Source organism: Streptomyces sp. NPDC007917, assembly GCF_042959105.1.
GTDB lineage: Bacteria > Actinomycetota > Actinomycetes > Streptomycetales > Streptomycetaceae > Streptomyces.
Genome location: NZ_JBIBKK010000049.1, coordinates 19876 through 36675, shown reverse-complemented (window position 1 = coordinate 36675; position 16800 = coordinate 19876). Strand labels below are relative to the sequence as shown.

The 16800-nt window shown below is 68.3% G+C and carries 16 protein-coding genes and 6 pseudogenes; 9 read left to right on the top strand and 13 right to left on the bottom strand.

Features of this window, described 5'->3' with window-relative positions; translation table 11 throughout:
- Positions 1-259: 259 nt before the first annotated feature.
- Positions 260-1320: pseudogene (locus ACFZDL_RS46380) on the top strand (IS630 family transposase); the annotation flags it as partial.
- A gap of 12 nt (positions 1321-1332) precedes the next feature.
- On the opposite strand, the gene ACFZDL_RS46375 reads toward ACFZDL_RS46380, so the two are convergent.
- The 3 genes from ACFZDL_RS46375 to ACFZDL_RS46365 form a co-directional block, all read right to left on the bottom strand.
- Positions 1333-1884 (bottom strand): EF-hand domain-containing protein, encoded by a 552-nt coding sequence (locus tag ACFZDL_RS46375; protein ID WP_353597003.1) that lies wholly within the window; start codon positions 1882-1884, stop codon positions 1333-1335.
- Between the two features lie 69 nt (positions 1885-1953).
- Positions 1954-4263 carry a molybdopterin-dependent oxidoreductase gene (locus ACFZDL_RS46370; RefSeq protein WP_353597002.1) on the bottom strand — a complete coding sequence of 770 codons (2310 nt, stop codon included), beginning with the start codon at positions 4261-4263 and terminating at the stop codon, positions 1954-1956.
- Between the two features lie 190 nt (positions 4264-4453).
- Positions 4454-4726, bottom strand: a complete 273-nt coding sequence (locus ACFZDL_RS46365; RefSeq protein ID WP_391194501.1) for a hypothetical protein — start codon at positions 4724-4726, stop codon at positions 4454-4456.
- A 684-nt stretch (positions 4727-5410) separates the two neighbouring features.
- On the opposite strand from ACFZDL_RS46365, the gene ACFZDL_RS46360 reads away from it, so the two are divergent.
- Entirely contained in the window at positions 5411-6292 is an 882-nt protein-coding gene (locus tag ACFZDL_RS46360) for an endonuclease/exonuclease/phosphatase family protein (RefSeq protein WP_353597001.1), read from the top strand.
- Positions 6293-6302: 10 nt separating this feature from the next.
- Here ACFZDL_RS46360 and ACFZDL_RS46355 read toward each other — a convergent pair.
- Positions 6303-6623 (bottom strand): annotated as a pseudogene (locus tag ACFZDL_RS46355) (integrase); the annotation flags it as partial.
- A 407-nt stretch (positions 6624-7030) separates the two neighbouring features.
- Here ACFZDL_RS46355 and ACFZDL_RS46350 point away from each other — a divergent pair.
- Positions 7031-7597 (top strand): hypothetical protein, encoded by a 567-nt coding sequence (locus ACFZDL_RS46350; RefSeq protein ID WP_353597004.1) that lies wholly within the window; start codon positions 7031-7033, stop codon positions 7595-7597.
- A gap of 138 nt (positions 7598-7735) precedes the next feature.
- Here the strand turns inward: ACFZDL_RS46350 and ACFZDL_RS46345 are convergent, their stop codons facing one another.
- The gene (locus tag ACFZDL_RS46345; protein ID WP_353597000.1) at positions 7736-8653 is read right to left on the bottom strand and encodes a methylenetetrahydrofolate reductase; all 918 of its coding nucleotides are present in this window, start codon (positions 8651-8653) and stop codon (positions 7736-7738) included.
- A gap of 61 nt (positions 8654-8714) precedes the next feature.
- Positions 8715-9626: pseudogene (locus ACFZDL_RS46340) on the bottom strand (site-specific integrase); the annotation flags it as partial.
- Between the two features lie 3 nt (positions 9627-9629).
- Here ACFZDL_RS46340 and ACFZDL_RS46335 point away from each other — a divergent pair.
- Positions 9630-10140 (top strand): annotated as a pseudogene (locus ACFZDL_RS46335) (integrase); the annotation flags it as partial.
- A gap of 784 nt (positions 10141-10924) precedes the next feature.
- Here the strand turns inward: ACFZDL_RS46335 and rpmF are convergent.
- Entirely contained in the window at positions 10925-11095 is a 171-nt protein-coding gene (gene rpmF, locus ACFZDL_RS46330; RefSeq protein WP_353596999.1) for a 50S ribosomal protein L32, read from the bottom strand.
- 761 nt (positions 11096-11856) lie between these two features.
- Here rpmF and ACFZDL_RS46325 point away from each other — a divergent pair.
- The gene (locus tag ACFZDL_RS46325) at positions 11857-12291 is read left to right on the top strand and encodes a GTP-binding protein (protein ID WP_353596998.1); all 435 of its coding nucleotides are present in this window, start codon (positions 11857-11859) and stop codon (positions 12289-12291) included.
- A gap of 81 nt (positions 12292-12372) precedes the next feature.
- Here the strand turns inward: ACFZDL_RS46325 and rpsN are convergent, their stop codons facing one another.
- Both rpsN and rpmB read right to left on the bottom strand, forming a co-directional pair.
- Positions 12373-12678, bottom strand: a complete 306-nt coding sequence (rpsN, locus tag ACFZDL_RS46320; protein WP_353596997.1) for a 30S ribosomal protein S14 — start codon at positions 12676-12678, stop codon at positions 12373-12375.
- The gene (gene rpmB / locus ACFZDL_RS46315; RefSeq protein WP_164430854.1) at positions 12678-12914 is read right to left on the bottom strand and encodes a 50S ribosomal protein L28; all 237 of its coding nucleotides are present in this window, start codon (positions 12912-12914) and stop codon (positions 12678-12680) included. The genes rpsN and rpmB overlap by 1 nt, the downstream gene beginning before the upstream one ends.
- 96 nt (positions 12915-13010) lie before the next feature.
- On the opposite strand from rpmB, the gene rpmG reads away from it, so the two are divergent.
- Genes rpmG through rpsR form a run of 4 tightly spaced genes read left to right on the top strand, consistent with a single transcriptional unit; the run spans position 13011 to position 14880 of the window.
- Positions 13011-13175 (top strand): 50S ribosomal protein L33, encoded by a 165-nt coding sequence (gene rpmG, locus ACFZDL_RS46310; RefSeq protein WP_009719228.1) that lies wholly within the window; start codon positions 13011-13013, stop codon positions 13173-13175.
- Between the two features lie 5 nt (positions 13176-13180).
- Positions 13181-13438, top strand: coding sequence for a type B 50S ribosomal protein L31 (locus ACFZDL_RS46305; protein WP_353596996.1), 258 nt, complete (start codon positions 13181-13183; stop codon positions 13436-13438).
- Positions 13435-14601, top strand: a complete 1167-nt coding sequence (locus ACFZDL_RS46300; protein WP_353596995.1) for a GTP-binding protein — start codon at positions 13435-13437, stop codon at positions 14599-14601. Before ACFZDL_RS46305 ends, ACFZDL_RS46300 begins: the two co-directional genes overlap by 4 nt.
- A 36-nt stretch (positions 14602-14637) precedes the next feature.
- On the top strand, positions 14638-14880 hold the full coding sequence (gene rpsR, locus ACFZDL_RS46295) for a 30S ribosomal protein S18 (protein ID WP_353596994.1): 243 nt from the start codon (positions 14638-14640) through the stop codon (positions 14878-14880).
- A gap of 428 nt (positions 14881-15308) precedes the next feature.
- On the opposite strand, the pseudogene ACFZDL_RS46290 reads toward rpsR, so the two are convergent.
- The 4 genes and pseudogenes from ACFZDL_RS46290 to ACFZDL_RS46275 all read right to left on the bottom strand — a co-directional run.
- Positions 15309-15575 (bottom strand): annotated as a pseudogene (locus ACFZDL_RS46290) (ArsR/SmtB family transcription factor); the annotation flags it as partial.
- Positions 15562-16005 carry a (2Fe-2S) ferredoxin domain-containing protein gene (locus ACFZDL_RS46285; RefSeq protein WP_391194506.1) on the bottom strand — a complete coding sequence of 148 codons (444 nt, stop codon included), beginning with the start codon at positions 16003-16005 and terminating at the stop codon, positions 15562-15564. The pseudogene ACFZDL_RS46290 and the gene ACFZDL_RS46285, both read right to left, overlap by 14 nt.
- A gap of 90 nt (positions 16006-16095) precedes the next feature.
- A pseudogene (locus ACFZDL_RS46280) lies at positions 16096-16170 on the bottom strand (GTP-binding protein); the annotation flags it as partial.
- 154 nt (positions 16171-16324) lie between these two features.
- Positions 16325-16696, bottom strand: coding sequence for a transcriptional repressor (locus ACFZDL_RS46275; protein WP_391194504.1), 372 nt, complete (start codon positions 16694-16696; stop codon positions 16325-16327).
- Positions 16697-16800 lie beyond the last annotated feature (104 nt).

Genomic DNA, 16800 nt, shown 5'->3' with positions numbered 1-16800 from the left:
CGCCGACCAGGCAGCGGCCAAACCAGTGAACCTGAAACCACGTCAACCCGCCCTGACCAGCTAATCAGCCACACCCGCGCACCGGGGGAACCTCACTCGGGCATGAGAATGCAGTGCTGCGCCGTCAGACCGCGCTTGTCAGGTACGAGCCAGCCGACCGGATCTGGCTGGCCGCGCTCTCGCGCCTGGTCCCTCGCGATCGCTGGCGTGAGGTCTTTGCCGTCACCCCGACAAACGTCCGTTTCGTCGTGGATCGAAGATCCCGCCGTTGTCGGTAACGGATGCCCAGCGGGCTGTGCTTGAGGGATGGGTGCGTCGCCGGTCGACGGCTCAGGCTCTGGCCTTGCGGTCCCGGATCGTGCTGGAGTGCGCCCAGGGACACTCGATCATGGAGGTGTCACGGCGGCTGAAGGTCGCTCCGGACACGGTCCGCACCTGGCGAAGGCGCTTCCTCGACCGCGGTCTGGACGGCCTGTCCGACGAACCCAGGCCAGGTGTCCCCAGGAAGATCACCGACGCCGATGTGGAGCGGGTCATCGTCAGGACACTGGAGGAGAAACCGGCGAACGCCACGCACTGGTCGACCCGGTCGATGGCGGCGGCGACCGGGATGTCCCAGTCGGCCATCTCAAGGATCTGGCGCGCGTTCGCCCTGGCCCCGCACCGCTCCGAGACGTTCAAACTGTCCACCGACCCGCTGTTCATCGACAAGGTCCGCGATGTGGTGGGCCTCTACCTCGACCCGCCGGAGAAGGCCTGGTGCTGTGCGTGGACAAAAAGTCCCAGATCCAGGCCCTGGACCGTTCGCAGCCGGTGCTGCCGATCATGCCCGCGGTCCCCGAACGCCGCAGCCACGACTACATCCGCGCCGGCACCACCACCCTGTTCGCGGCCCTGGAAGTGGCCAGCGGCAAAGTGATCGGTTCACTGCACCGCCGGCACCGGGCCGCCGAGTTCAAGAAGTTCCTGACCAAGCTCGACAAGGAAGTACCCGCAGACCTCGACGTGCATCTGATCCTGGACAACTACGCCACCCACAAGACACCCGCCATCAAGAAGTGGCTGCTGGCACATCCCCGCTTCCACCTGCACTTCACGCCCACCAGCTCATCGTGGCTGAACCTGGTGGAGCGATGGTTCGCCGAACTGACCGCGAAGAAGCTCCGCCACGGTGTCCACCGCTCAGTCCAAGCCCTCGAACGTGACATCCGAACCTGGCTCGCCGACGGGAGCGAACACCCCAGCCCCTTCGCCTGGACGAGGACCGCCGACGAAATCCTCGACAAAGTCGCCGCATACTGCCGACGAATCTCCGCGAGCGTGGTGGGGCCGTCAGCCGGCGACCCTGCCGAACAGGTGGTTGGCAGGAGCGTTGGGGTCGTTGCCGTAGAAGAACTCCGTGACCGCCTGGTGGAATTCGGCGCGGTCCAGTGCACCGGAGCCGTCCCGGTCCAAAGCGGCGAAGACCGCGGCGCAGTCCTCGCCGGGAACGCCGGCGACCGCGTCGAACATCTGCTGGAACTCCGCCTGGTCGATCTTGCCATCTCCGTTGAGGTCGACGAGGTCGAAGAAGCAATCGGTCACCGGCTCGACCTGTTGCGGGTACAGGGCGGGGTCGGTCAGGACCCGCCTGAACCCTTCGGTCATCTCCCGTAGATCGACCTTCCCGTCACCGTCCTGGTCCATCGGGGCGATCACGTTCCTCCAGAACTCGTCCATCCCCTCGGTGAGCAGGCGGGCGGGCGCGGAGTCCGGCGCGGTGCCGCGGGCGGCGATGTAACGCTCGCTCATCATTCGGACGTCGCGCTGGGTGATGAACCCGTCGCCGTCGACGTCGGCACCCCTGAACCACTGGGCGTACTTGAGGTTTTGAAGTGTAGTCACGGTTGCGTACAGTATTCATGCCGTTACGCGCGCGCAAACGGGGGAGCGGAGGGGTTTCCGGTGTTCGTTTCAGTGTTCGAGTTTTGGTGGTGCAAAGGCGAGCACATCGGGGAGGGGGTCGGCGTAGAGCTCGACGTCGACCAGTGCACTGAGGGCACTCGGTCCTTGGGACAGGTGTGAGCACGGCCGATCCGCCGTGAGGACGTTCGGATTGCCGTGGCGGTCCAGTGTTCCGCTCAGCCCTGGCTGCACTGGATCCCACCACGCTCCGGTGGACAGTTGTACGACGCCTGGCATGACGTCGTCCGACAGGACTGCGCCCGCAAGGCAGCTGCCTCGGTCGTTGTGGACGCGCACGATCATGCCATTCTCGATGCCGCGTGACGCGGCGTCCAACGGGTTGATCGTCACGGGCTCACGGCCACGGATCTTCGAACTGAGGCTGTGGCCACCGTTGTCGTACTGGCTGTGCAGGCGTGAAGCGGGCTGATTCGAGATCAGATGCAGCGGGAAGCGGTGCGATAGATCGCCACGAAGCCACTCGGCTGGTTCGAACCACGTCGGATGCCCGGCGCAGTCGTCGTAGCCGAACGAGTCGATCTCCTCGGAGAAGATCTCGATCCGGCCCGACGGCGTCGGTAGGGGGAACCGCTGCGGATCTGAACGGAGCGCCTTGAAGCTGCCGGGAAACGGTCCCGTCAACGCCGGCAGCTCGGCGGCGGAGCCTCGCCAGAAGTCGTCGAAGCTCGGCAAGGCGGCATCGTCACCGAGTTTGGCCTTCGTCTGCTCGTAAAGGTGTCGGACCCATTCGATCTCGGAGCGCGACTCCGTGAACTCCTGCTCGAATCCGAGCCGGGAGGCCAAGGCGGTGAAGATGTGGTGGTCGGTGCGCGACTCACCCGCCGGCTCGCGGACTTTCGGCATCGCGACGATGTGGGGGTCCGAGAATCCGGCGGCGAAGTCGTCGCGCTCCAAGCTGGTGGCGACGGGAAGGACGATGTCCGCGAACTTGGCCGTGGTGTTCCACCAGGCTTCGTGAACCACCACCGTGTCAGGAGTCTGCCATGCTCGGGTCAGCCGATGGAGATCCTGGTGATGGTGGAACGGGTTCCCTCCGCACCAGTAGATCAGTCGAAGCTCGGGCAGCGTGAGGCGCTGACCGTCGTAGTCGATGGTCTTACCCGGATGCAGCAGGGTGTCGGCGATCCTTGCGACGGGGATGAAATCCGGAACGGGGTTGGAAACCCCGGGGATCGCCGCCACGAAGGGGCGGCCTCGGGCAACGCCGGTCGCGTCCATCGTCGCGTAACCCGCGCCCCAGCCGCAGCCAGACCGGCCCATCGAACCTGCCATGGCGGCCAGCACGACAGACATCCAGATCGGCTGTTCGCCGTGGTCTGCCCGCTGCACCGCATAGTTGACCATGATGAGAGAACGCTGCGTGGTGAGGCGGCGAGCGAGATCGGTGATCGCGTCGCGACTGATGCCCGTGATCCTCGCCGCCCAGGCAGCATCCTTGGGGACGCCATCGAGCTCGCCGACCAAGTAGGAGGCGAAGCGGTCAAACCCGACGCAGCACCGGCGAAGGAAGTCCTCATCGTGCCACCCGTTGACCAGCATCGTGTGTGCGATGCCGAGCATCGCGGCGGTGTCGGTATTGGGGATGACGGGCAGCCACTCGGCATCGAGGAAGTCGGCGACATCGCTGCGGATGGGGCTGACGTTCACGAACCGCACCCCGGCCTCACGGCACTGGCGCTGCAGGTTCTGCGTCTGGTGCCTGGCCAGCCCACCAGGGTTGATTTGGCTGTTCTTGAGGGCCAGCCCTCCGAACGCCACCACAAACTCACAGTTCTCGGCGATCTCATCCCACATCGGCATCCGGGACTGGTAGCTCCACGGATGCCCGCCGATCACATGGGGGAGGATGACCTCCAAAGCCGCGGTGCTGTACGTGTTGCGAGAGTCGGTGTATCCCCCGCCTAACGCCAGGAACCGATGGAGTTGACCCTGCGCGTTGTGGAAGCCGCCCGCACTCGCCCAGCCGTAAGATCCGCCGAACACCGCGCTGTCTCCGTGCTGTGAACGAACTCGACGCAGTTCATCGCTCACCAGCGTGATCGCGTCGTCCCAGCTCACCTCCACGAAGGCGTCCGCGCCTCTGGCCGTGTCGTGGACGCGCGGCAGGCCGTTCAGCCAGCCCTTGCGCACCGCGGGGCGCAGCACGCGAGCGCTGTCGTCGGCGGCTGCCACCATTCCGGGGCCGATAGGTGAGGGCGCGGGGTCATCGCCCCTCGGCTCAATTCGCACCAGCCGGCCGGAATCGACCACCGCGATAAAACTGCCCCAGTGCGTCGCAACCGACATGCGTCGTTCCACCGTGCATCAACTCCATCCCTGAAGTTTCCGCTGCTCTCGGACAACGGTCAGTCGACAGTCTGCGGGACGGAGACTTCCCTTATGGCCTCCTGCCCAACCCCGTCGCTGGGCGCGACCGCCAACGGCCGCACAGAAGCCCCGGCCGCATCGACTCGCATCAGGCCATCTCTGTCGTCAAACGATGGCGAGCTCAAGCGGTCAGCACGTCACCGCTGTTCAGGAGGTCAGCGTAGACCTCTGCCGAAGTACGGTAGCCATGGATTTTGCGGGGACGGTGGTTGAGCTCGTGGGCGATGGCGGCGAGGTCGGCCTGGCTGAACGTGCGGAGATCCGCGCCCTTGGGCAGGTACTGCCGTAGCAAGCGGTTGGACACCTTCAGGCCCAGCAGGCCCGCAACCTTGCTCTTGAGGTGGGCGTGTGCCTCGAGTCGTTGCGCTTTGTGGTCCGTGACCGGGACGGCCAATACGCCAAGTCCTTCGACGCGGTCTTCGAAGCTGAGGGCATCGAAACCGTCAGGGCCGGCCCGCGGGCCCCGTGGACGAACGCGCACTGCGAGAGGGCGATCGGGACACTGCGGCGTTTCTCGGCATCTGGATGTCGCTGAGGACGACCGCGATACCCGCGTCCGCGAGGATGCCATCGAACAGTCCTGAGAACTTCCCGTCCCTGTCTTGGATCATGAATCCTGCGATTCTTCGCCGCTTGCGTTACCCAGGAGGCGGTCGGGTGTTCGATGGCGTCGAGGATCCGGATGCGGCGACTACTGTGTTCGATCACCGCGAGTACATGCATCCGCGCGCCGGACAGGGTGACCGTCTCAAAGAAGTCGCAGGCCAGGAGGGCGCCGGCTTGGGAGCGCAGGAAGTCGGCCCATGTGCTGGAGGTCCTGTCGGGGGCTGGGTCGACGCCGGATTCCTTGAGGATCTTCCAGACGGTCGAGGCGGCCACCTTCACGCCCAGCACGAGCAGCCTGCGCCATGTTCCGTGGTCGGATGGGCATTCGCGCCGCACGGATGGCACGGCGGCCGGTGTGCACGTGCGGCGGTACGATTCAGGTCGACCTGGGCGAGGCGGCGGCTTCGTCCGAGCGCAATGAGATCCGGCACACCGCGTATGTTGCTCACAACTCCGTCCCATAACCTCGTGCATGGAGACGTCGGATGCCACGTGTATCCACTCTGAGGAGGCGATGGTGTTCGGAAGGGACACGCGGTTGTTCGCGGGCGCCGTGTTCGTGGCCTGCATGGTGCTCGTCGGCCCCAGCGCACCAAGCGGCGCGCCCCTCGCCAGGTCACTGCCCGTCGATGCCGTCAGGGGTGTCGTGCCGAACCGGGTCATGACGTGGAACATCTGCAACCCCTGTGAGGAAAGCAACGTCGACCGCGCAGCGGAGATCGCCACGTATGCGCCCCAGGTGATCGGCCTGCAAGAAGCGTGCGTGCGTGACGTCGAGAGGATGCGGGACTATCTGGAGGACTTTTACGGGCTGGTTTACCACGTCGAGTACGGGACGGTTCTTCGGAATTGGGGCCGCTGTGGGGGAGCGCCGTGGAGTCCGGGGGCATTCGGCCAAGCGGTCCTCTCGGCGGCGCCGATGACGAACCCGGTCAACGTGGAATACCCCGACGGCGGATCCGAGGACCGTGGGTACATGGCAGTCACCACCAGTGTGGGCGGCCGGTCCGTCCGGGTCTTCAACACACACCTCGCTCAACGACGTCAGGAGGCGGTCCGAGCAGACCAGACCGACATACTCGCCGCAGACGTAGCCCGGCACGACCGCGCGATCGTTCTCGGCGACTTCAACGCTGTGCCGGACGCTCCCGAGCTCACCGGGATGTGGGCACTGGCCGCGGACACAGACCCCCGGTGTCATCCCTCGTCTACCGGAACCTGCAAGCCGACCACCGACTGGCAGAGCAAGTTTGACTACATTTTCCTGCGAGGCATCGTCCCGCTCGAGCACCGTGTGCTTCCGACCCCGTACTCGGACCACCACCTGCTGCACACCGACCTGGACCCAACTTGAGTGGGGCCACTGCGACTTGGAGGTCCATGGCCATATTGCGGGGCGGCCTGGGTGGCCCAGGCCGCGGTGGGGTGTGCGGTCGCGCCGGGGATCCGCACGCGGCGGGTGGCGTGCTCGATCACCGCGAGGACGTACAGCGTCGCTCCGGTCAGGGTTTCGGTCTCGAAGAAGTCGGCGGCGAGGATGGCCTGGGCCTGGGAGCGCAGGAAGGTCGCCCGGGTGGTGGGTTGGCGTTCGGGTGCGGGGTCGATGCCGTGGTCCTTGAGGATGTTCCACCGATGCCGGCGGCGAGCTTGATACCAAGGACAGCGAGTTCGCCGTGGATGCGCCGGGAGCACTCATATGCAGAAGCCGTATCAGCGTGAACATGCTCGTCAAGGCCAGGTAGGACAGTCGCAGCAGCTCCGGACCATGCTGGAATCGGTGAGGTCGCGTCGGCAACAGGGGATGGGTCCTCCACCGTCACGGTTGACCGGCAGGCCCGCTGCGCGCTCAGGCTCTCTGACCAGCACGGACGAGGTTTCTAGCGCGTACACGAGGGCTGCGAGCAACGACGAGATCCTCGCGCTTCGCCATGAGGTCGCCGTCCTGCGCCGTCAGATGGAGCGTCCGCGGCTCTCATGGGCTGATCGTGCCGTGCTCTCCGCTCTCGCGCGGCACCTGCCACCCTGTGCCGTTCAGAAATGCGTCGCTGCTGCTCATAGGGGGTCTGGCGAGACTTGCGGGGATGTTGGGAACATGCCGGTGATCGTCTCGCTGGTGTATCAGGTGACGCGGAAGCTGTTGTCGGTACCGGCGGTGCTGCTGCGTCGGCAGGCGGCCAAGGATGCTGAACTGCTGGTGCTCCATCACGAGAATGCGGTGCTGCGCAGGCAGCTTGCGGGCCGGGTGCGGTACGACCAGGCGGACCGGCTCTGGTTCGCGGCTCTGTCCTCGCTGATACCCCGGTGGCGCTGGACGCGGGTTGTCAACGGAAACTTTGATCTCCCCAGTGGCGGACAAGATCTGTCACCCACTGACCTGGATCCTGACATATCCCTAGGTCGGGTTCTCTCTCGCCAGGCGCTGGATGAGCGCGGCTGTCTCTTCCGGCAATGGTGGACGACCGGATCCGTCCGCCGTCTGGCGCCATTTCCTGCGAGAGTGGAGAGCACGGCACGATCGGCCCACGACAGCCGCGGCCGCTTGATCTGCCGGCGAAGCACAGCCACCTCATGGCGAAGCGCGAGGATATCGGCGTTGTTCGCGGCGGTCGATCGGCCCAGCAACAGGAAGCAGCCCAGCAGTCGACAGAAGCTCAGGTAAAGCAGTCGCAGACCCACGATCACTGATCATGCCCATACTCGGGCGACCGCAAAGTCGCAGGTCAACCACCATACGGCAATAAAGACACCCTTCAGGCAGAACCGTCCGTCAGGCGATAGAAGTCGCCTGCCCCTCCTGTCAGCGGCAAAGCTCGGACCGGAGCCGGGCAGCCAGGTCGACCGCCGCCTCGATCTCCTCGCGGCGGATGGACACGCTCTCGACGTTGAGGCCGAACGGCACCTCGAGCCGTCGGCAGAAGGTCATCAGCTCGCGGGCGGTCGCCAGCGCATGCTCGAACGATGCCTGCAGCGTGTCATCGGCGTGCTGGAGTTCGTTGTGGATCCAGCGGGGCACGTCCACGCCGAGCCACCTCAGGAACTCCAGCGTCTTCATCGACCCGCAGACCGAGAACGTGAACACGATCGGGACGGGCGCCAGATCACGGGCGGCGCACTCGTAGCGGTAGTCCGAAACCAGGTCCTTGGCGGCGTTGACGTCGTAAACGACCTGGGTGACGAAGTACGAGCAGCCGGCCTCCTGCTTCGCGAGCAAACGCAGGTGCTCCGTACCAGTGCGCGTGTGTCGCTCCGGGATCGCGACGCCGCCAAGCAGCAGGTCGGGCCTGAGTTCGGCCCGCAGCGACTGGGCGCGCGACAGAGTGGTGGCAACCGGCGTCTCCCGCGACGCCGCACCCACGAAGACCGAGAGGACCCGGTCTGGCTGCTCCGTGAGCCAGCCTCGGAAGTCGCTCTCGTCGTACTTGCCGACCGCCCGGTAGACCACGACCGGCAGGTCGAGCTTTCCGAAGTGCCGGGCGAGGTACTCCGCGGGGTCCATCGTCGGCGTGAACGGGAACGGCCGCTCGGCCGGGTTCCGGCCGCTCTCGTCGTCGATGTCATAGAGCACGAGCCCGTCGGGCGCCAGGCCGTCGAGCCGCTTGCGGGTGATGTCGGCGATCTCCTGAGCCCGCTCGGGGGTGGTCGTCTGCCTGGGCGGCGTCACCGCGAAGAACAGAAATTCACCTGCGCGGTCACAGATGCGCTGCTGGAGGTCCACGGCAGCGACCCTAACCGGTCGGCTCGTTCCGTCGTACTCCGAACGCAGCCGTAACGCCTTGCTACTGACAGTTCCCCGACACCGTGACTACGTCCCCGCGGGTGCGCCGGGCGTCGCCGGGGGCGAGCAAGCTGGTGAGTTCGGCAATCGCCTCGGGCGACGGTTTGAAGTAGCGGCGGACGTTCTCCGGCTTCTTGTGCCGGGACTTCGCCATCAGCATCAGCAGCGAGGCGCCCTGTTCACCAAGATGGGTCAGGGCGGAGTGACGGTACTCGTGCAGGTCCCAGCCCGTGCCCGGTCCGCGCACAGCGGTGTGCTCGTCGAGCAGAGCGCGGGCCTTCCCGTACGGCAGCCGGGCCAGTCCGGTGTCGGGGCAGACGTCACGGGGGCTGACGACTTTGCCCGGCCCCGGGCGGCGGTGGGTGACGAATTCCGGGCCGTGGGTGCGGCCTTTCAGCAGACGGGGCAGGAGCCGGGCGGTGCCGGCGTCCCAGTACATGGGCTCCAGCACGTAGTCCTCGCGCGCCTGGCCGCGGCGGCGGGCCTTGGTCCGGGCGCCCTTCGCCTTGACCGGGCAGCGGCGCGCGGCGAGGTCCAGGTCCTCGCTGTTCACGCCGAGGATCTCCTAGGCCCGCCCGGCGGTTTCGTAGAGCATCCGCCACAGCGTCTTCTCCCGTAGGTGTACCTCGCGCCGTGCGATCAGCCGGTCGACCGCCACCTTCGAGCGGGCTGGGGTCTCGGAGTCCGGCACCGCCAGCCGCTTCGCCCAGGCCGGGACCATCGGCCCCTCGTAGCCGCGCTCCCGGCACCAGCCCAGCCAGGACAGCACCCCCGCCCGGCGGGAGTTCCACGTGTTCACCGCGGCGGTGCCCCCCCGTAGTTCCAGGGCCTCGCCGATCTCGTCGTCCGCGACCGACGCCAGCGGCCGGGCCTCGCCGGGTCGTTCCGCGGTCTTGCCCACCCCGATCCCGTAGTGCGGACCGTGCACTCCGTGCGGGCTCTGGTGTTGCGCCTGGCGCGGGAGAATCCCGGCTGGGGGTATCGCCGGCTGCACGGTGAACTGCTCGTCCTGGGTGTGAAGGTGGCCGCTTCCACTGTCTGGGAGATCTTGCATGAGGCCGGCGTCGATCCAGCACCCGAGCGGTCCTCCAGCACGTGGGGGGGGCTTCCTGCGCTACTTCGAAACGGCCACTCTGTCCGGGGCTCGGATGTACGTGCTTGCCGTCATCGAGCATGCCAGCCGGCGCGTCCGGGTCCTGGGTGCCACCGCGCACCCGACCTCAGCGTGGGTGGCACAGGCCGCGAAGAATCTCGTCATGGATCTTGAGGACGTGGGCTGCAGGGCGCGTTACATGATCAGGGACCGGGACGGGAAGTTCCCCGACCTGTTCGATGCCGTCCTGGCGGATGCGGGGATCGAGGTCGTCCTCAGCGGCGTTCAGATGCCGAGAATGAACTCGATCACGGAACGGGGGGTACAGACCTGCGTGCCCACAACTCGTGTCGCTCCGGCGGTGAGAGATGGCCAATCATGTTCATCGCCATCACGGCGCGCACGCGGTCGGGAAGCGGCGTGTCCAGTGCGCCGCCCGGTGCGACGGTGGCGCGTCGGCGCAGCCGCGCGTCCTCGTGGACCCGGGCGAGCAGGACCGACCGCCCGCAGGGCCGGGGACGGTTCGACGGCCAGGACCGGGGAGTCGTCGGCGAGAGCCGCGCATACGGCGCGGACCACCCCTCCCCGAACCGGCGCCCAGGTCGACGATGGTCCCGGCGGTGTCTTTGATACCTTCCAGTGCCGCGGTCAGCGCGGGGCCGAAGGCATCCCACGCATCGGCAATCATGATGTCGATGTACTCGGCCGACCGTTCGTAAGGGTCGTTCATCATCGGCTCCTCGGCGGAAAGCGGTGGTGGGGCAGGCGGGGGTGAACCGGGCTCCCCCCACCCCGCGTATGGCGCTGCTCGGGCCCCGAATGAGCCGGGCGTCAGGGCCCAGCGCTTGCTCGTCGTCGAGTGGCTTGGAGTGCGGGACGCTGCCGCGGGTGCCGCCGTCCAGTTCGGTGGTGATGAAGTCCCAGCCGGGCGCCTGCTGGCCGCTTCGGGGTCGAAGCGGCCCGTCCCGAGCGGATCCACGCGGATGCTCCGGCTGTGGACGGCAGACACGGGACAGGCGGCCGGGTGAGCCGGGACGGCGTCGCGGCCAGGCGTTCGACCGCCTCCGGAGGGAAGCCCGACAGGACCGTCACCCCGAAAGCCGGTCGGAGACGGGTGGTCAGTCCTCGGGGTGCAGCAGGCCGCGCCGGTAGGCGGGCACGAGGTGGCGCGGCACTCGGTGTTCGCGTCCGTCGATGGTGATCGTCACCAGCTCCGGCGCGCTCGCCTTCCACTGGGCCCGGCGGTGGCGGGTATTGCTTCTGGACATCTTCCGTTTGGGTACGGCCATGACGCGGCTCCTTTCCCGGTCGTTCATGCGTGCTCGGTCACCGTATATGAAAATGAGTCCCGTTTCCATGTAGCGTGCGGGGTGGCCGCTATGGCCTCGTCACTCAGGAGGAGATGTGCCGTTGGTGATGTTGCGAGTGCGCAGGACCGCTTATGTGCTCGTCACCTCCATCGGAGGGGAGGCGGAGTGAGAACCGGCGGAAGGGGGCGGGGGTTGCTGGGGCTGGTGTCCGGCAACACCCCTGAGGCTCGAGGCCATGTGCTGGACCTGCTCCTGCGCGCCTCGCCCGGCGCGCTGGTGCTCGCGGTCTCGGTTCATGCGGACGAGGCGGGGCGCTACCCCTTCGTGCAGCGCGTCGCCGGGGGCGGTGACGAGCGGTGGCCGGCCCCGCTGTCTCAAGCGGCCTCCGGCGACCCGGCAGTGATCGTGCGTCAGGACCTTCGGGCCATCGCTCGGGCTGTCGCGTCCGCGCATGTCGTGCTCGCGCTCCCGGACAACGTCGACGCCCTCCCGTTCCTGGCCGAGCTGTGGCGTACCCCGCTGGGCGGGACGCCGCTGTCGGACCACTATGACCTGGCGCCACTCGCCGTCGGCCTCGACCCCGGCCGGCTGCTGAGGGACTTGGGTTGTGTGCACCGTGCGGTCCCATGTCTTCGGCCACCATCCCCACGCCGTGCCCCTCACGGTCGCCGAGGCCGCAGCCCGGCAAGTGGAGGCCGCCCATGCGATGATCCTCTGGTGTCGACCACGGTGTGGTCTCGGTGCTGTGGCGGTCCCGGCGTCCACTGCATCCCGAGCGGCTGGCGGAGAGTCTGCCCCAGGTCATGTCCGCGGTGGTGCGCGGCAGGGGGCACCTGTGGGTGGCCACCCGTCCGGCGGCGGTCATCACCTGGCGCTCCGCCGGTCGCCATCTCGAGCTGCTGGAGGCCGGGCGCTGGCTGGAGGACGGTGATACGGAAGGGTGGCGGGCCGCCTCCGCCCAGCGCCGGACGCTGGCCTCGTGGTACTGGGACGACTACTACGGCGAGCGCCGTAACGAGATCGTGTTCATCGGCGCCGAGTTGGATCAGGACAGGTTGCGTACTGTGCTGGACGCCCCCGTGCTCGACGACCGTGAACTGGCCCTCGGCGCGGACCACTGGGCTTGCCTGCCCGATCCGCTCCTCGGCGCCGTGGCGCGGGACCCGGAGAGCTGAGCCCTGCGACAGCCGACGGCGGCCGGACGATTTCGAAATGCGCCCGGCCGCGTTGCCGGCATTGGACTGCCCGGCGAGGCCTCACCAACTGCTCTTGGTCACCCCGGGGAGTTCGCCCGCGTGGGCCATCTCGCGCAGCCGGATGCGGGACAGGCCGAAGGCGCGCAGATGGCCTCGGGGGCGGCCGTCGATGGAGTCGCGGTTGCGCACGCGGGTGGCGCTGGCGTCGCGGGGCTGACGGCGCAGCTCCCGCTGGGCGTACAGCCGTTCCTCCGCCGAGGTCCTGGGGTCGGCGATGACCGCCTTCAGCTCGGCGCGGCGCTTGGCGTGGCGGGCCACGATCACGCGCCGCTTCTCATTCTTTGCGATCTTGCTCTTCTTGGCCATCAGACCTTCCCTCCCCGGGCGCGGATGCGGGCTACGGCGGCCTCGATGCCGATGGCGTCGATGGTCTTGATGGCCTTGGTGCTGAGGGTGAGCCGGATGTGGCGGCCCTCGCTCGGCAGCCAGTAGCGCTTGCGCTGGACGTTGGGGTCGAACCGGCGCTTGGTGCGGCGGTGCGAGTGGGAGATGTTCTGGCCGAAGCCGGGCTGTCGGCCGGTGAGTTGGCAGTGGGCGGACATGGGTTCCTTTCGAAGTGTCCGGCGATGGTGCGGGTGGCACCGTGGCACCGTACCAGCTTGATGAAAATGAAAACCAAATCTATGTATGCTGTGGCTATGGCACGCAATGAACTCCGTCCGATCATCAAGCTGAGGTCCACCGCGGGCACCGGCTACACGTACGTGACCCGCAAGAACCGACGGAACGACCCCGACCGCATGACCCTCCGCAAGTACGACCCGGTCGTCGGCCGCCACGTCGACTTCCGTGAGGAGCGCTGACCGCCATGAAGCCCGGCATCCACCCCGAGTACCGGCCCGTCGTCTTCCGCGACCGGGCCGCCGACTTCGCCTTCCTCACCCGCTCCACCGCCACCACCGACCAGACCGTTCAGTGGCAGGACGGCAACACCTACCCGGTCATCGACGTCGAGATCTCCTCGGCGAGCCACCCCTTCTACACCGGCAACCAGCGCGTCGTGGACACCGCGGGCCGCGTCGAGCGCTTTGAGCGGCGCTACGGACGTGGACGGAGGGGCCGGTGACCGCGGACGAGACCCGGCTGGCCGTGGCGGTCGTGGGCGGGCTGCACGCCGACGCCCGACGCGCCGCCGTCGAGGAGATCCTGCGTACGGTGCCCGGCTCCGTGGCGCTGCACCACGACCTGTCCGCCGCCACCGGCCGCGCCGTGCGCCGCACCGTGCGCGACGCCTCCGGGCCGCTCGGCGAGGGCGAGGCGCCGCTGGTGAACGACTGCGCGTGCTGTGCGCTGCGCGAGGACATGGTCCCCGAGCTGCTGCGCCTGGCCACGGGCGGCGGGCACCGGCTCGCCGTGGTCGAGCTGTGGGACTCGGTCGAACCCCAGGCCATGGCCGCCATCATCGCGGCCGAGGGCGCGCCGCTGGAGCTGACCGGGGTGGCCACCGCGGTCGACCCGGCCCTGATGGTGCCCTACCTTGCCAATGGCGACGATCTCTCCGAGGCCGGTCTTGCCGCGGCCCCGGCCGACCAGCGCACCATCGCGGACACCTTCGCCCGGCAGCTGGAGTACCCCACCGTGATCGCCGTCGCCGAGGACACCATCTGCGACGAGCCCGTCGACGACGGGGACCTCGCGCTGCTCACCCAACTCACCCCCGGTGCCCGGCACGTGCGGCTTGAGGATGGCACCCTGGGGCCCGCCCTCCTCAAAGGCTTCGACACCGAGGCGGCCGCCATCCGTCAGCATCCCGCGTGCGCCCTGCTGCCCCACGACGGCGACGAACACGGCGTGAGCACACTCGTCTGGCGCCGCGAACGCCCCTTCCACCCCGGCCGCCTCTACGCCGCCCTGGAGGACCTGACCTGCGCCGCCGCCCGCAGCCGGGGCCGTCTCTGGCTGGCCGACCGGCCCGACACCCTGCTGTCGTGGGACGCGGCGGGCGGTGCGCTGTGTGTGGAGTCCGTCGGCCCCTGGCTGGCCGCGCTCCCGGATGCGGCCTGGGAGATGGTGCCGGCCGAGCGCCGCGTCGCCGCCTCCCTCGACTGGCACCCCACCCACGGCGACCGCTGCCAGCACCTCACGTTCACCTCCCCGGGTCTCGACCGCGACAACCTGCTCGCGCTGCTCGACTCCTGCCTGCTCACCGACGCCGAATACGCGGCGGGCACGGATGCCTGGAGGCACCTCTCCCACGCCTTCGACGACCTCCTCGACCCGGTCACCTGAACGCCACACATCTTCACGAACGGAAAGGACCCGATCGTGCCCCCACGGCCCAAGTCCCGGCGCCCCGACCCCCGGCGCCGCCGCGTCAACCCGCTGGACGCCGCCGGCATCACCTACGTCGACTACAAGGACACCGACCTGCTGCGGAAGTTCATCTCCGATCGCGGCAAGATCCGCAGCCGCCGGGTGACCCATGTGACGCGACAACAGCAACGCCAGATCGCCCGCGCCATCAAGAACGCCCGCGAAATGGCCCTTCTTCCCTACAGCTCCCGATAGCCGTCCGGTCGCACCGGCCGGACGATCGCCTCAGTTGCCCACGAGGAGCCCTTGTGCCACATGGACCAGACGGTCGTCCGAACCGCCCCTTCACTCTTGCCGTCTGCGGGAACTGTCGCGATGGCTCCGACGGCGGCGAGGTGAAGGAGGGACTGCGGACGGCTGTCCGAAACTCTCCGCATGGGGTCTTCGTCTCCGCCGGATGTCTCGGCAAGCTCCTGGACTGCCGCCGCCGGCATGGACTGTACGGTGCCGTCCAGCCGTGTGCGGTTGACCGCAGGCCCAGCGGGCCCGTGGTGCGGGTCGGCCCGCTCGTCACCGTAACCGACGCCGAGGCGCTGAGCGCCTGGCCACGGGAAGGCATGCCGGACGACGGCACACTGCCTGACCGGCTGCGCGCCGCCCCTGCTCCGTCGCATGTCGCCCACAACGAGGCGGCGGCCGTCGCGGCGGCGGGTGATCAGGCCGAGGGTGCTCAGGATTCGGAGCTGGTGGGAGACAGCGGATTGCTCCATGCCGATCCCGGTGGCGAGTTCGGTGGCGGAACGTGGCGCGTGCCGCAGTGCTGTGAGGATCAGCAGTCGGGACGGTGTGGCCAGGGCCTGCAAGGTGGTGGCGACGGTGGCCGCCGTGGCGTTGTCGAGGCGGGCGGCTGCGAGAACGTCGCGGCCGCCCGTGGCCTCATCGGCGTGCACGTCCGCGCCTGCGGGCCCGTGTCCGGGCTTCTCCCGGTGGGCGGATGAACTGCAGCTCGAGTGTGGCCGGTGGTTCCGCCAGACCAGGGCCGCCTGCGGCGACCCAGCTGAGGATGTCGTCGGTGCAGTCGTCGTCCTTGGCCCAGCCGATCCACATCGCGCGGCCGCCGTTGCGGCGTCCGGCGGCGGAAGGCCGCACCACGATGACGTTGGCCTGCTCGCACGGGCCGAGGCAGTCCGTCGTGCGGACGGCGAGCTGCCCGCCGAAATCAGTGGCCGCGGCGCGTAAGCGGCGACGGCCGCGTCGCCGTCCAGTGTCCGGACGGGGGAGAGCCTTGACTCGGGCCGCCGCGGTGGCGCGCCACAGCGCGACCGTGCCGTCGTGGCCGCCGCTGGCGAGGTGGCGGCCTCCGCCGGGCCGCCGGGGCAGCGCGGTGATGGTCTCATGGCAGCGCAGGGAACGCGGCGCGGTGCCGGCGGGACCCTTGCCGGAAAAGTCCCAGAGCTTCTCGATGACGGCGATCCGCATCCCGTGCTGCTCGGTGAGGATGCGGTTGAGCAAGGTCGTCTTGCCGGAGCCGAGGAAGCCGGTCAGGACGGTGACGGGGACGCGCTCGTCACGGGGCTCCCGGGGGTGGGCGTGGTCATTCAGGCTCCTTCGGAGGACGGGGTGAGCAGGGCGGTTCGCAGGTCGTCCTCGGTGATCTCTTCGGCGGTGGTGTGCAGGGTCCAGCGGCGGGCCCGGCCGTTCACGGGGAGGACGGCGATGACCGTTTCCAGGGGTCGGCGCAGATGCCGGTGAGTTCGACGGTGTGCTCCACCGCGGCGAATCCGGTGTCCGCTCCGATCCGGTCGGCCCACCGCTCCACGACTTCGGAGTCCACCGGACGACTGCGGCCGCAGCAGCGGCAGATCAGGTAGTGACGGTGTCCGCCGGTGGGCCGCGGGCGGTAGAGCCGCTCTCCTGCCTCGTCGCGTACGACGTCGACACCACCCGTCGCCTCCAGATCCCGCAGAGCCCGGTAGACCGTGGTCAGCCCGATCGGAACGTCGGCGGCGGTCAGCAGGGCGTGCAGTTCCTGCGCGGAGACGAAGTCCTGACAGCCGGTGAGGACGCGCAGGACGGCGGATCGCTGCCGGGTCCTGCGGCTGCTCGCGGTGAATCACCTCACTGGCGCTCGGCAAGAAGCGGTACACACTGCAGATGACAATGAAATCCACGTCC

Excerpts from the sequence above, each read along its gene's own strand:
- ACFZDL_RS46360 (WP_353597001.1), top strand. The coding sequence starts at position 5,411 with ATGGAGACGTCGGATGCCACGTGTATCCACTCTGAGGAGGCGATGGTG.
- ACFZDL_RS46350 (WP_353597004.1), top strand. The coding sequence starts at position 7,031 with ATGCCGGTGATCGTCTCGCTGGTGTATCAGGTGACGCGGAAGCTGTTG.
- rpmF (WP_353596999.1), bottom strand. The coding sequence starts at position 11,095 with ATGGCCGTACCCAAACGGAAGATGTCCAGAAGCAATACCCGCCACCGC.
- rpsN (WP_353596997.1), bottom strand. The coding sequence starts at position 12,678 with ATGGCCAAGAAGAGCAAGATCGCAAAGAATGAGAAGCGGCGCGTGATC.
- rpmB (WP_164430854.1), bottom strand. The coding sequence starts at position 12,914 with ATGTCCGCCCACTGCCAACTCACCGGCCGACAGCCCGGCTTCGGCCAG.
- rpmG (WP_009719228.1), top strand. The coding sequence starts at position 13,011 with ATGGCACGCAATGAACTCCGTCCGATCATCAAGCTGAGGTCCACCGCG.
- ACFZDL_RS46305 (WP_353596996.1), top strand. The coding sequence starts at position 13,181 with ATGAAGCCCGGCATCCACCCCGAGTACCGGCCCGTCGTCTTCCGCGAC.